10 protein-coding genes and 1 pseudogene are annotated in these 14,184 nt (G+C 44.8%); 2 read left to right on the plus strand and 9 right to left on the minus strand.

Going from position 1 to position 14,184, the window contains the following annotated elements:
* Nucleotides 1-13: 13 nt before the first annotated feature.
* Nucleotides 14-917 (plus strand): annotated as a pseudogene (locus C1S73_RS02675) (DMT family transporter).
* Between the two features lie 66 nt (nt 918-983).
* Here the strand turns inward: C1S73_RS02675 and C1S73_RS02680 are convergent.
* The 5 genes from C1S73_RS02680 to C1S73_RS02700 all read right to left on the minus strand — a co-directional run bounded on the left by C1S73_RS02680 (nt 984) and on the right by C1S73_RS02700 (nt 4,344).
* Complete coding sequence (locus tag C1S73_RS02680; protein ID WP_244179734.1) at nt 984-1,826, minus strand: IS3 family transposase; 843 nt, start codon at nt 1,824-1,826, stop codon at nt 984-986.
* Nucleotides 1,823-2,332, minus strand: coding sequence for a helix-turn-helix domain-containing protein (locus C1S73_RS02685; protein WP_038873058.1), 510 nt, complete (start codon nt 2,330-2,332; stop codon nt 1,823-1,825). Before C1S73_RS02685 ends, C1S73_RS02680 begins: the two co-directional genes overlap by 4 nt.
* 76 nt (nt 2,333-2,408) lie before the next feature.
* Nucleotides 2,409-2,828 (minus strand): cupin domain-containing protein, encoded by a 420-nt coding sequence (locus tag C1S73_RS02690; protein ID WP_038871190.1) that lies wholly within the window; start codon nt 2,826-2,828, stop codon nt 2,409-2,411.
* 144 nt (nt 2,829-2,972) lie between these two features.
* Entirely contained in the window at nt 2,973-3,617 is a 645-nt protein-coding gene (locus C1S73_RS02695; protein WP_038871187.1) for an alanyl-tRNA editing protein, read from the minus strand.
* A 163-nt stretch (nt 3,618-3,780) separates the two neighbouring features.
* The gene (locus C1S73_RS02700; protein ID WP_038871184.1) at nt 3,781-4,344 is read right to left on the minus strand and encodes an HdeD family acid-resistance protein; all 564 of its coding nucleotides are present in this window, start codon (nt 4,342-4,344) and stop codon (nt 3,781-3,783) included.
* 294 nt (nt 4,345-4,638) lie between these two features.
* Here C1S73_RS02700 and C1S73_RS02705 point away from each other — a divergent pair, with 294 nt between their 5' ends.
* Nucleotides 4,639-5,919 (plus strand): mechanosensitive ion channel family protein, encoded by a 1,281-nt coding sequence (locus C1S73_RS02705; protein ID WP_038871181.1) that lies wholly within the window; start codon nt 4,639-4,641, stop codon nt 5,917-5,919.
* A gap of 8 nt (nt 5,920-5,927) precedes the next feature.
* On the opposite strand, the gene C1S73_RS02710 is transcribed toward C1S73_RS02705, so the two are convergent.
* From C1S73_RS02710 to C1S73_RS28180, 4 genes are all read right to left on the minus strand, one after another.
* Complete coding sequence (locus tag C1S73_RS02710; protein ID WP_227740561.1) at nt 5,928-6,143, minus strand: hypothetical protein; 216 nt, start codon at nt 6,141-6,143, stop codon at nt 5,928-5,930.
* A 303-nt stretch (nt 6,144-6,446) separates the two neighbouring features.
* Nucleotides 6,447-8,159 (minus strand): S8 family serine peptidase, encoded by a 1,713-nt coding sequence (locus tag C1S73_RS02715; RefSeq protein ID WP_038871198.1) that lies wholly within the window; start codon nt 8,157-8,159, stop codon nt 6,447-6,449.
* A 79-nt stretch (nt 8,160-8,238) separates the two neighbouring features.
* Entirely contained in the window at nt 8,239-10,668 is a 2,430-nt protein-coding gene (locus C1S73_RS02720) for a M64 family metallopeptidase (RefSeq protein WP_038871178.1), read from the minus strand.
* A 155-nt stretch (nt 10,669-10,823) separates the two neighbouring features.
* Nucleotides 10,824-13,790: a M66 family metalloprotease gene (locus C1S73_RS28180; protein ID WP_038871175.1), complete on the minus strand. Its 2,967-nt coding sequence runs from the start codon at nt 13,788-13,790 to the stop codon at nt 10,824-10,826.
* Nucleotides 13,791-14,184: the final 394 nt, after the last annotated feature.

A 14,184-nucleotide genomic window follows, 5' to 3' on the forward strand; every position in this document is an offset into this window, starting at 1 on the left:
AAAGATATTTAACATGAACATTTTACTCGCGATGATTCCGGCGTTTTTTTTGGGGCACCACTTACGCCGTGACACAATTTACTTTGCCAGACTGGCCGCCAGTGTTGCTTGGCGCCCTGCGCGCTTTGCCGGCTGGCCTTTTGTTGCTTGCTATCAAACCAACATTACCAAAGAAACAAGATTGGAAGATCTTACTGGTACTCGGCACAATCAATATCGCCCTCTTCTTCGGACTCATCTTTGTTATGGCGTTGACCTTGCCTTCTGCGATTTCTGGAGTGGGTATGATTTCTGTACCTGTGTTCGCCATGTTATTTGGTTGGGTTGTGTACAAGCGACAACCAAGTTTGATTCAAGGGATAAGCGGCGCAGCGCTGATTGCACTGGCGTGGTTCCTGTTTGACCCTAGTTCGATCACACTTAACCCTATTGGCTTAATCGCAATGCTATCTGCAATCATGTGTATCGTTATCGGCAGTAGCGTCACTAAGTCTCTAGGGACAAGAATGCACTGGTGGACGGTTCTAACGTGGCAGCTCATTTTAGGCGGTATCATTCTTTCTATCGCCGCAGTCATCTTCGCTAGCTTTGATCCAGAGCCGTATGTGAGCGCCCTACAAAACGCATCATTGAGAAACGTCGGTGGTTTATTGTGGGTTATCGTACTCAACACCGCGCTTGGTTATGGCATGTACGTGTGGCTATTGCAACGCATGTCGGTGGTGGACTTTACCTTCGGTGGTATAGCAAACCCAGTTGCTGGCATTGTTTCTGGTTTAGTATTGATGGGCGAAAGCTTCACTCCCGTTCAATACAGCCTAATGCTAGGCATGATCCTGATGTCACTCGTTCCGCAACTGGTGATGTCGTTCAAACAAAAACGCAGCATCAATAACGCAAAGCCTTGTGAGTCATAACGCTCTGCAACGGAGAAACAAAAAGCCCGAGTTTATGAAGTGACCCCGTAAAGTTGGACATTTCTGTTAAGCGGCTTTCAAGGCCTGAGTTCGATACTCTATCGGAGTCAGGCCTTTTAGCTTCACCTTTATACGTTTGGTATTGTAGTACTCGATGTATTCTTTAATTTGCTCTATCAGAGTATCTGCATCTTCAAAGCTCTGGTTGTGATACATCTCTGTTTTAAGTAAAGCAAAAAAGTTTTCTGCAACAGCATTATCCAAGCAGTTACCTCTTCTCGACATACTTTGTATTAACCCACTCTCTTCGATTTTTTGCTGATATTGTCGATGCCGATATTGCCAACCTTGATCGCTATGTATAATTGGCTTTGAGTTCGGTCTAAGCTTTGATATCGCTTCCGTCAACATATCAATGACAAGCGGCAAACAGGCATTTTTAGCTACTCTATAAGCAACCACCTCTTGAGTAAACAAGTCGACAACCGGAGACAAGTACACTTTCTGCTCTTTGACTTTGAACTCCGTAACGTCAGTTACCCACTTTTCATCTGGCTGGGACGCACTAAAATCTCTTTCAAGTATGTTGGGAGCTGTTCTTCCAGACTCACCTCGATATGAACGGTACTTTTTAATCCTGACCGTTGATTTAAGGTTTAGCTGAGCCATAAGCCTTTGAACCGTCTTGTGATTCAACATGAAGCCTCGCTTTTTTAGTTCCAAGTGAATACGGCGGTAGCCGTATCGCCCCTTATGCCCATGATAAATTGACTTTATCAACCGCAGTTCACTTTCGTAACTATCAGTACGCTTGCTCGCTTGAGCCTGATAATAAAAGACACTTTTCGCCAGTTGCAGAGTTTGCAACAGGTGCTTCAGTGGGTACTTACCTTTAAGAGTTAGAGCTATGACCGCTTTTTCTTTGTTCGACGGTTCTTTTCTTGCTCCAACTCTTCCAACTTTTTTAGAACAGCATTCTCAGTTCGTAAGTAGATCAACTCCTCTCTTAGCTCCTCAAGTGTCATTTCATTATCTGGTTTAGTGGTACGTTGAGGCTGCTGTTTCATTGAAGGTCTTCCTTTCTGGCGAATTTTGAGCCCTTTGATACCGAGCTCGTTAAATCTTTTGAGCCAGACAGATAGTATCCCAGGGGACGAGAGGTTAAATACTGCGCTAGTGTGCGAAAGAGACCAGTCATTCGTCCACATTAAATTTAATGCTTTTAGCTTTGTTTGAGCAGAAACAGCATGTTTAGTTGGTAAAAATGAAGCTGCACCATGGATAGCAAAAACTTGGGCCCAATACCGAATCTGTCTCGAAGAAACTGAATATTGCTTTTCTAAATAACTAGATGACGTACCATTTAAGCATTGTTTAGCAATGACACATTTTAGCTCGCGGCTATATTTGGACATAAAAAGACCCCCAATAATTAGTGTCCAACTATGGGGGGTCAGTTCATTATGCTCGGGCTTTTTGATTCTGCATGCTTCACTTCACCGTTATCGGCTTATCTTTCACACCAGCGTAAAACACCAAAATCTCTACCGGCTCATCACCCGTATTTGCGCCAAAATGCCATTGGTCGACGACTTCCGCAATTGCATCTCCGGCTTTCAGTACGATCTTCTCTTCATTCTTTTTCGTGACAGTGATTTCCCCTTTCAGCACAATGCCTGCATTAATGACAGGATGTTGGTGCATGGGAAGCTGCACGCCCTTGGGGACGGTAATTTTTAAAATGGTGACTTCCGGTTGACCTTTGGGGTATTCAGGCAACGTAGTGCCATCCCAACTGGTTGTCGTCTTTAGGACTACGTCAGCCTCTACTGAATCTGGCAATTGAGTGTCTGCCCATACAGAGCTAAACACCAATGAAAGTGCAATCACTGCGGTTTGAATCGGTTTCAAAACCCTCTCCTTGTCTATTAATAACCTTTGGTTAAACAGTAAGAGAGGATGGAAGATGATGACGAGCGGATGTGAAGAAGTGTGAACGAAACAGCGAAGCCTATTGCCACGATACAACAGCCTACTCTGTTGTTGAGCTGAGCATCACTCTTCTACTAGGTTGATTTCGATGCGCTCTTTACCCTTGCCGATGTTCTTTCGTTTAAGTTGAATGCGCCCAACTTCCGAAGTGTTCTTTAAATGAGTGCCGCCACACGGAACTTGTGCGAAACCCTCAACTTTCCAGTAGCGGCGCTGTTCGCTGGTATCAGAAAAATCACTAATGATGTCAGCGTGAGAATCAATAACACTTTGAGCTTGTTGTTGCAGTTCTGGCAGCAATGGTTTAACGCTCTCGTGCCATTCAAAATCAATCCGGCTTTTGTCGGCAGAAATGTGCGCTCCCACCTTGGTCATCTCAGGAAAGCGCTGAGTCACGACTTCAAGAATCACTTCCGCGGCAAAGTGCAGTTTCATCAAAGCATAACGACGCGCCCAATCAATCTGAGTTGTCACGACTACGCCAGCTTCAAAGTTCGGCTCACGTTCCAGTGTATAAACAATGGATAGACCTTGCTTCTCCGCCTTTATCACTTGGATACCACCGATGGTGCCTACATCGCTTTCTTGACCACCAGACTCGGCGTAAAAGATGGTTTCTTCTAGCTCGATACAAGGTCCGTCTACGCGACATACGGTAGATTCCAACTTAACTTGATACGGGTCATCCCAAAATACTTTGTGCGTCATTGCCTTCCCTGCAATTTATTGTGGTGATGCCCTACTTTAGGTGACTTTTATATCAATGCATAGCGTATCTGTGTGATTCTCTGCCCGATTCCATCCATAAAAAATGCCCACCGAATCGGCAGGCATTCTCTATTTCACAAAGTTTTAGCGCTAGATAGTGCCTTTATTGGGAAAGCTTTTTCATTTGTAAGCCCATAAAGATGAAGCTGATGCCTTCAATCAGTAGCGAGATACCCACAAATGTACCCAATAGCGTAGTTGAGAATGCAGGATCATCGAGCAACATGAAGAAATAACCACCGATAAGCACTGAAATTACGCCACTGAATACAATCACGTTGCTGCTTGGTAGGCTCCGGTTGCTCAAACCAAAGAAGATACGAGTCAAACCGTTTAAGATCATCACAATCACCATCAACATTGTAATGGTTACTAAGCCTGCTAGTGGCTTAAATAGGATAAACAAACCGCCAACAATATATAAAACGGCACTTAAGACGTACCAAAGTTTCTCTTTCCAAACGTTAATGGAAAACGTGTGGTATGCCTGAACCAGACCACTGAACAACAGAACCGCACCAACAATGGTCGAGATCGTCACGCCAGCCAAAACAGGCAAACTCATGGCTCCAACGCCCATTAATGAGATAATGACGCCGACAATGACGAAGTACTTCCAGCCTTTAGACAAAAAAGTCGGTTGTTGTGATTGATTAGAATTTTCCATTGAATGCCTCTTAAATTAAACGCAAGCCGCCTTTTCAGTCTAGTCTAATAAAACCGTAGAGAGTTCACAGACTTAACAGAAATACGTGTCCCGTTTGCAGAATTGGATGTTAAACCCGTATCACATCATCGCCTATACACTATTTTTGAATAATAAGATTCACGATTGTTAGATTAAAGCAGTGCAAAACAAAGAGATGGGGAGTAGGATTGGCGGCTTTCTAACGCTTGCTGCTTGATTTTTTGTTTTGAGATTCTCACTCCCAGTTTTCAGGCCCGTTTTGAGGATGACATTTTGCTCGATCATCATATTCGCACTTTCATTTCAGAAAAGCTGAGTGCCGTCGGCATCAATAGCGATCCATACGGAATAGAGCTCACCAGTGTCTTTATTTTGTCGAGCCTCGCTGCTGCTGCGATCAGTTATTTGATTGTTCACCACCTTATCGTTCGCTCTGCCAACAATGTGTTGCAAAAAACCAATAAACCCTTGGCAGACAGCTTTACGAAATACGATGTTTTAGAAAAACTCTCACTGCTGATTCCAATTATGGTTTTGGATGTCTTTATTCCATTAGCCGTTGGTCATTATGGCTGGTTAGCCAACATCTTTGACCGCATTTTAAGTATTTCGATTTTGGTCATCTTTATTTGGATGATTTTCGCCCTACTTGATGCCTTGAATGACATTGCCACCTTTAAAGGCATTACGAGAAAAATGCCGATCAAGAGCTTTGTTCAGCTTATTAAGCTCTTTACCTTCTTTGTAGGTGTTGTCGTATCGATGTCGATATTGGCCAATGAATCCCCTGTTATCTTCCTCTCTGGATTGGGGGTCGCGACAGGTTTTGTCATGCTAGTGTTTAAAGACACGATATTAGGATTTGTCGCGGGTATTCAGCTTTCTGCAAACCGCATGATCAGCTTGAATGATTGGATTCAGATGGACTCATACGGCGCCAACGGTACGGTAGAAGAGATTTCATTAACGACAGTAAAAGTACGAAACTTCGACAATACCGTTAGTATGCTGCCCGCTTACGCACTGGTTCAAAATGCATTCATTAACTGGCAAGGCATGTCCGACTCCGGCGGTCGACGCATCAAACGTGCCGTCAATATTGATGTCACCTCAATTCGATTTTTATCTGAGCAAGAAATCGAAAAGCTCAAGAACATTCGAATTCTACGTCAGTACATTTACGAAAAGTCTCGTGAGATCAATGACTACAATGATGAAATGAGCGAGGAACCTGCGTTGGGTAACCTTCGTCAAATGACCAATTTAGGAATGTTCCGTGCGTACGTGAATGCTTATTTGAAAGCGAACAAGGACATCCATCAATACATGTTAATTATGGTGAGGCAGTTAGAGCCGACACCCGAAGGGATTCCAATCCAAGTTTATGCGTTCACGAATAATACCGACTGGGCTTATTACGAAGGCGTTCAGGCGGACTTGTTTGATCACATCTACTCTATTATGCCACTCTTTGACCTAAGGCCGTATCAAATGCTGACCAGCAATGATGCAACTCATATCGCGCTGGAGCAAACGAAGAGCCGCTCAAAATAAAGACAAGCTTAGGATGGTGAAGTTTCGGCTTCACCTTCCATGCTGTTCACCAGGTTTTTACGGTTGTAGCGATGTTCACTCAATACACCCCCTTCCACCTTGTAACGCAATCCATACTTCCCTATACACCCTCGCAGTCTCGAGCGAGTCAAATCCGACAGATCGGATGCCGTACTTGCTTTATCAACAAGCTGAACCCAATACGTTTCCATTTTATCTTTCATTACGATTTCCCGACCAACATCTTAACTAGCGTTAGCGAGAATTCTTGCAAATACTTCCTGTGGTCTGGATAGCATACGACAGAACTTTTCTAACGGAATGCCTACGAGAATCGCAAAATTATTGTGTGAAAAATCATTAATACGTTGAAAATAAAGGTTTCTGTCTGATTTTTCCTACGATAAACAGAATGATTAAATTCTATAAAAATTGATAAGTTATCGGTAATAAATACGCTTCTGTAAGTAAAAATGAGGCGCCTTATCTCTGAAAAACCCTCTTAAACCAGAGCAAGTGTTAACTGTTCATCCACATCGATTGTTCGAATCTCCAACTTTTCGCCACACACCCCATGCGCCACCAGCGCCCGGTTCGTTACCGACTGTCCACCACTGGTTTTCCCATTCACTCCCTTTCCACGAGACACGCTCACAAGGAGAAGCGTAAGTTTTGCTCGACTCCCATTGAACACCGTTGGGAGTGGTAGGTTGTGCTTTTTGCACCACTCTCACTTCTGTAGAATCAGAAGTCACGCCATCATTGACCGTTAATAAGAAGCGGTAAGTAATGTCCGCCCCATGTTCATCAAAGCCTACATTCGTCTTCGAGGCGGAAGGTGATGCAATAATAGCAAGAGGGCTTGAAGGAGCGAGTTGCTGCCATTTATACATCAATTGGTCGCCATCCGGAGCGCTGGAAGCATCCCCAGTTAAACTTATCGTCCCAGCACCTGTCAGCTCATATTGGTTACTTGTTGCAACAGCTATTGGAGGTTGGTTTACGTCTGTACTGTCGTCACCCTTGACGTACAACAAACGATTTGGCGAACCGTCGCCCACGTTGTACAGAGCATTTGCCGTGCTATTTTCTATCAGCAAGCGTTTTAGCTCACTCGGCGATGCTTTAGGATTCACTTCTAGCAATCGTGCAACTTGACCAGCTACATGTGGTGCTGCCATTGAGGTACCGGACATTGATTGATAACCACCATGGTTGCGGGCGGAAATAATGTTTGCTCCTGGAGCAAACAACGTGACACACTCCCCCCAGTTAGAGCTATACCAACGGTAATCGTCGTTGGTGGATGCCCCAACTGTTATTGAGTATTCAGAATGAGGTGTTTTGGTACAGGCATCGGTGTTATTGTTCGCCGCCGCGTGTACAAATGGCAGGTTGTATTCAGTAATAAGCCTATCAACCGCTTGGTCGAGTGGAGCCCAACGAGTACTTCGAGAAATACTGTAGTTGATGACAGCTGGCTGACCTTGTTGCTTAGCATGTTCAATGACCCAATCAAAAGAGTTAAGGATCTGGCTTCCCCAACCTTTGTTCTCACAATTCAAGACTCTCACAGAATAAATATCCGCTCCCGGCGCGATACCATATTGACGCCCAGCGGCTGTGCCCGCAACGTGAGTGCCGTGGCCATGGCAATCAGAAGCATCGCTGTCGTTATCAACAAAGTCCCAACCAGATTGAGCACGCCCCCCAAAATCCGGATGAGAAAAATCGATACCTGAGTCGATAACATAGATTGATACGCCTTTTCCGGTGTATGGTCCTACTTCGTATTCTCCATCCAAAGGCAGCTCACGTTGGTCAGAACGATCCAATCCCCAAGAAGCGACTCGTTGTGAATTCTGGCGATGTACACCGTCCGCGCTAAAGATAACGTCTGGATAAACACCTTTAACCTCCGTCATCTCTTTTAGCTTCTCGGCTTGACCTGTCGATAGTTTTACAGAGAAGCTATTGAGATTTTGGTAGAGACTATCAGCCAAAATGGGGGCATGAGTTCGGGACGAACGTGTGTGAACCGATTCAGGCACGTTCGCCAAACGTTGCAATACTTGATTTGCTTTTTCTTTGACAGAATTAACCTGTGTACTTCGCGTCATTTTCTTTGGTGAACTCGCATCATCTAGGAGGACAATGTAAGTTTCACTTTGAGATGCATTGGCTGGTAAATGCAGCGCAATAGGCAAGACGAAAAGAAATAATCTCTTGTAATTATTCATGTTTTCACCCTTATGAGATTCCATGAAATACGTAATTTATGGCTAGTATTTCTAATTTAGGTTTCTTGCAACATTGCATTTAAGAACACTGATTGTTCGAAGTATTAACTTTTCGCCAAACACCCCATGTTCCATCCGAGCCCGGCTCCGTGCCTTGAGTCCACCACTGGTTTTCCCATTCATTCTCTTTCCAAGAAACGCGTTCACACGGCGTTGCGTATGTTTTACCTGCGTCCCATTTTGGACTTGATTGAGTCGCTTCCGCTTTCTGCGTAATCACTGCTTCTGCAGAGTCCGAAAGCTCACCATCGCTGACGGTTAAGGTAAATCGATAAGTGACTTCACTCGTACTGCCAGCAAACCGCACTTGGGTGTTTGCTTCTTTAGGAGATTCAATAACTGCGAGGGGAGATTTAGGAGAAGTCTGCTGCCATTGATACACTAAACCGTCACCATCAGGATCATTAGACTTTTCACCTATTAACATCACGGTTCCCGATCCTGTCAATTCACCTTGCGAGCGAGAAACAATAGCGTTAGGCGCTTGGTTTTCCTCACCTTTTGACTCCACCAACATCACCTTTTCTTCCGTATTCGGTGCAAACGAGCCGCTATCCACCGGTGATGCCCATTGCCCAACGGTATTACTAAGGTACAGTCTGTAATCTTTGGCCGTACCATTTACGTTGCCATCTTGTCGCGGTAGATATTCAACTCGGGATAACGCGACGCTTTGACCTAAGTCGATGATGATTTCGTGTGGAGCTTTACCCACAGGAGATTGACTCCAACGTGAATGCCAAAATGTGTCAGGGTCACCATCAATGGCATTGCTTGCCGGACGTGCATATTGAGTTTCTTGGCTAGAAACCGAGACAATTTTCATGTTCGCCGGAGACACTGTGCTGCCAGTTTGGTCAACAAAAGTCAGTTCTGCCGCAGAAGCAAAGTCTTGTCCTTTAATCTCTGAATCAATAACAAAGCGTGCGTAACGATAACGGTTTTGGGGCTCTGGCTGAGGATCATCAGCGACATTCAGTTGCCACTGACGTTCACTGATAAGACGATTACTCGGGTCACGTTTCACTTTTTCAGTTGTGTCTTTCACGACTACTTTTAGAACATGGCTTCCAGAATCGAGGTTTGTTGGGTTTACCGTTATTGCAGCCTGATCACCTTCTAAAAGAACGTCTCCATTTAAGGACCATTGAATAACCACTCTGTTAGTCGGAATCGGTGTCGATACACTGAAAACTCGTTCGCTTTCTAATGCGATGGTACTCAAAGAAGGAGAAACTGAAGCAACTGGGTTGATCGTCTCATACATTTTAAGGATCAAGGCTTCGCTATTCACTGAGCCAAATTCAAGGTTTGTTCCTAAAGCACGCATCAAGGAGTTTTTGGTCGGACGATATTTTCCAGTCGCACAGTATTGCGCACCTTCGAACAGACCAACCTCATGATCATGTACCATCCAATGCGACCATTTCACATTGCTTGTTTGCATCGTGACATTTTTTGCAGAGGGTTCACCGTTCAGATTACAGTTACCATAACTGTATTCGTCCGCAAGCTTACCGAAGGTATGACCCACTTCATGTAAGGCAAGTCCAACCGCACTGCTGTGGGTCGACATGGTTGCGACATTTCCGTAACCTACTCCACCGTATTTTTCTGTATTGGAGACAACAAGAAAAATCTCGGTCGCGGATTCAGGCAGGACAGCCTTAGCTTCATTCAACGAAACAAAACGATCTTTGAGTAGCAACAATCGGCTTGAACTGTCAGGGAAATAGGTTTTAAACGCGCTGCCGTCGAGTGGAGAACCAATACCGATACCTGATTGCTGGCTAGCTTTTTCGATTAACCAAACATTGAAATAGTCTCGGTAATCACTATAAGGTGACTTAGCAAAAAAACCATCGGTAATCAGTTTTGCATCGCTTCGGAATTTTTCTTTCTCTCCAGCGGTATACCCATCTCCCAACAAAACTAAGTCGATTTTTTCATTTGGAGACCCATTATCAATAAATTTGTAGGCAGATGTGGAAACACTACGTGTTCGAAGGGAAGCCAAACGCTTTGGTTGCACCATGAGCAGTTCAATAACTTCGCCAGCCTCATTTAAACTGTAGAAGCGAACAGAACTTCCTTTCTCTAATGTCGCTTGCTGAGCATGATCTAAACTCACTATTCCCTGCTCAAACCACTTTTCATGAGCCGCGACAAATTCACCCGTTTGCTCTTCAAATTCTTCAAACTGCAAGTATAAAGGGCTTTCAATATGCAGTAGCCCAACACGCTGATGAGCATCATTAAGGACTTCGACCGCGATAAGCGCGGGTGTATCTAACCCCAGTTCTTCTGCGGTATATGCCACCCTTGAGGCGTCACTCATCACTTCAATCTGGAACTCTTTTCCGATATGAACATCAGCTAGAGCGGCTTGCGGAACAGCACTGAAACACGATAGTGCTAAAGCAAGTAACTTCAATTTTGGTTTAATCATATTTTTCTCCTTGTTTCCTAGCGTTTACCTGACTGGCAAGTACAACGTGCCCTTGCCCAAAGGCATTGGCCTCGGCAATTGAAAAGATCATTTATTGATAATGAGAAAGACAAGTCGGGAGGCAGTTCTCCCGACAAATTAACGACGGAAAAGCATCATGGACATGCTACGCCAGCATTCTTCCATACACTTGATGTATCCGGCTGATCACCACGCGTCCACCACTTCGCCTCATACTTAACGCCGTTGTACGTCACTTGATCACCGCCGGAGTAGGCTTTTTGAGTAGACCACGGCAGCGCTACATCGCTGACGAGCTCCCAAGCATCGCTGTTATCAGGTTGATTGTTCTGGCTCCAGTATTTTGCCTTCCAAACGAGCTGCTTGTGGCTGACAAGATCACCACCCGAGTACGGTTTGCTTGCAGACCATACAGCGTAGTTCGCGGCATTTGGATCACTGATGCTGCAGGAATTGTTGTTGGCTTTAACTTTCACAATCGTGCTTGAACTGGCACTTTCCCCTGCTGGATCAGTGACGATCACACGAACCGTAAATTGGCTATCGACCGTGACTTCTGGAGCCGTCAGACGAATAGTGCCTACTGATACAGGCAGATAAGCTAGGCCCGATGTGTGCCATTGATATGAAAGCACATCACCATCTTGGTCCGATGCCGTAGCGGTAATCTCAATAACTGCACCAGATTTTGCCTCCATGCTTTGCGGGAGAGACACTTGTGGCGCTTGATTTTGGTTTGCTTGAGGCTGAGCACTAATCATCACCGTATCTTCAGAACTTGCTTTTCCATCGGAGACCGTGACGGAAAAAACGTACGACTCCGCTTTGTTCGAGTCAGGCAAAATGACACTGGTGTTAACTTTGTCGGGCGACTGAATGGTCGCAGGTAAACCCGAGATTTGCTTCCACATGTAGGTTAACTCATCACCATCGGCATCCGTCGACTGGTTTGCAGATAGCGTAATGGTTGCGCCTGACAGTACAGACTGATCTTCACCAGCATGAGCAACAGGTGCGCTATTCTCCGTTGGAGTGGAGTCGGTTAAGGAATCAGACTGAACAATAGAGACTTTGAGGTCTTGCTTTGGTTTCTCAATGTCTAACGAACTCAACACCGTGTTATCGCAGACAACTTCTGCTCTTGTCGGTGCATCCGATTGCTTGAGGTTGATGTGGAACTTGTTCATCACGTTATCGTCATAACGGAATCCAACCAATTGGTAGTTATCCGTTTGGTAGTTTCTACCGTTATACACCCTGACATAACATCCATTTGTGTTTAGGATCTCTGCCGGAGTCGGCTGATAAACAAAGCCATACGCACCATGTAACGCTGGGAAAATATAGCTGTTAAGTGTTTGCTGAGGGTCGTAATAACCAACAAGTGTTGTGACAGCGACACCGCTATCCGTAGGGACACGTGTCGGGTTATTTTCCGCTACCTGCGCTTCACTGGTTTCTTGCCAACCTTTACCGTCGCTGATGTAAAACTTGCTGTCACCACGATTCAAATTCACCGATTGGCCATTAATATGAACTGTCACGCCATACCCAGAGTAACGTGCGACGTTCACCACTTTACCCGCGACAACATTTGCAGCACTCGGCAAGTAAACATCGCGAATCCAACGGCCGTCTCCCGTTTCTACCTTTGTGATATCAAAGTCATTGATGTAACCCAACAACACAGAACCTACCGTGTCGTCTTTAATCGTATTTAGTTGAGATTGCGAGGCGATAGATTTGGCCAACAAGAGCGCTGGTTGTTCAAACTCTTGCATCGTTTTCGTTTCATCGTTCCATTTACTAAAGCCAGTCGACGATGCTTCATCAAATGTCGCCTTTTTCTCCATAAAGGTCTGAATCTTTTCTAGTACAAACGGAGTGTGCAGAGTGTATTTGGAAATCGGTGAAGTTGGCTCACCGCCCCCCATTGCATCTCTGTTGAACTTATAGCCTTCGAAAGCTGGGATTCCTATGCCGTCGGTACAACAAACCTGATCCTGACCATTACGCTTGCTCCACATGAAGTTAGCAATAAAACGCTGTTGGAATTGATCCCAACCCCATGCAGAGTTTATGTCTGTAGATGACCGATGCGTTGTGCCATCCGTGCCGCCCGGCCAGTGCCCAAGGCCAAAGTTATGTCCGACTTCGTGACTCCATTCATTACCTAACGATGAGTCGATAGTTACCATACCGTTGCCACCACTGCCACCGTGAGCAACCACGCCATTTTGATAACGCCCTACTGCGGCAATCGCTGTAATTTGATTCGCCGTATATGGGTGTGCTCTCTCTGAGATCGCTGTCGAAGAGTTGATGCCATAGTTTGCTAGGTTGATGCCGTGCGACATCAGAATCTTGGTGGTATACGCACGCATATCCCCTTTGTGCCAAGTGCCCGTGCTCGGGTCTAACTCGGTTAACAAGCGACCATCTGGCAGCATCACTTTATTGAGTTTCACTGTTTCGTACGGGTTAACGATCAACTTGCTTACCGGAATTTTTTGGAAGTAGTCTCTATGTCTTTCAGGATTATCTGCGAAGTAAAAACGCCCCCTTGGATTGGTTAACATCCCTAAATCCATCGTGTTTATCAGCAATTCGTTCGGCGCACCAATATCCAAACCGGAGAGGACGCCTGATGTGCTTCCATTCAGGAGCTCTAGAGTAAGGCCGGGCTGTATCCAAGTCGCTGGCAGTGCCACTGACCACATATCTTGCGCATACGTAATATCGAGGTTTGAACCATCGTGACTCGGAAGTTGCTCTGGTGGGTTCAGTGACAGCACACCTAATTGCTCACCTTTAACATCGCGCCCAATCACTTTCACTTGCGTCGAGTTCAGTACGTGTTCGACAGGTTTAACAAGCAGCAAAGTATCACGCAATGCAGTGAGGTGCGGCCTAGGATCGCCTTTATCGTTGTGATGAGGAACCGTGATGTTTTGCGCATAAATGACCATCGCCTCAAAATCACCCTGTAAGTCATTAGTCGGCTGATTATTATTGAACGGAATAACCTGAGCGTGAGTAACGCCCGTGAATAATAATCCGCAAGCGACACTTAACCCTATACTGACCTTATTTATTTTCATACCTTTCCCTTATGTTTGCATTTCAACCACTTTGTTTATTACTTTTATTTCCCAGCAATTGTAAAAATCAACTTCATGAAATCAGACTTTTCCCGAGAAAGATCAGGTTAAAACCTTAAAATATTTCTTATTGAGCAAGCGCGAACAGAGCGTCCATTTCATGGGTTTAGAAATTACTTAATTAGCTTTAGCGAATTTAATGCTCTAGCCTGAGAATTAACACCGCTTTCAAAGTCATCAAGACAACAATGATAAAACCAAGCACTCAGGAAAAAAGACAATAAATTTCAACACGTTAAATCAGTTTAAATTATTGAAGTCATAAATTAATTAAATATTTAGCAGCATATTTCTGTAAATAAAAGTTAAATAAATAAGTTTTAAACCAACCTCT

It is taken from the genome of Vibrio jasicida 090810c (assembly GCF_002887615.1).
Lineage (GTDB): Bacteria > Pseudomonadota > Gammaproteobacteria > Enterobacterales > Vibrionaceae > Vibrio > Vibrio jasicida.

Excerpts from the sequence above, each read along its gene's own strand:
- C1S73_RS02710 (WP_227740561.1), bottom strand. The coding sequence starts at position 6,143 with ATGAAAGATAAAATGGAAACGTATTGGGTTCAGCTTGTTGATAAAGCA.
- C1S73_RS02720 (WP_038871178.1), bottom strand. The coding sequence starts at position 10,668 with ATGATTAAACCAAAATTGAAGTTACTTGCTTTAGCACTATCGTGTTTC.
- C1S73_RS02700 (WP_038871184.1), bottom strand. The coding sequence starts at position 4,344 with ATGGAAAATTCTAATCAATCACAACAACCGACTTTTTTGTCTAAAGGC.
- C1S73_RS02695 (WP_038871187.1), bottom strand. The coding sequence starts at position 3,617 with ATGACGCACAAAGTATTTTGGGATGACCCGTATCAAGTTAAGTTGGAA.
- C1S73_RS02685 (WP_038873058.1), bottom strand. The coding sequence starts at position 2,332 with ATGTCCAAATATAGCCGCGAGCTAAAATGTGTCATTGCTAAACAATGC.
- C1S73_RS02715 (WP_038871198.1), bottom strand. The coding sequence starts at position 8,159 with ATGAATAATTACAAGAGATTATTTCTTTTCGTCTTGCCTATTGCGCTG.
- C1S73_RS28180 (WP_038871175.1), bottom strand. The coding sequence starts at position 13,790 with ATGAAAATAAATAAGGTCAGTATAGGGTTAAGTGTCGCTTGCGGATTA.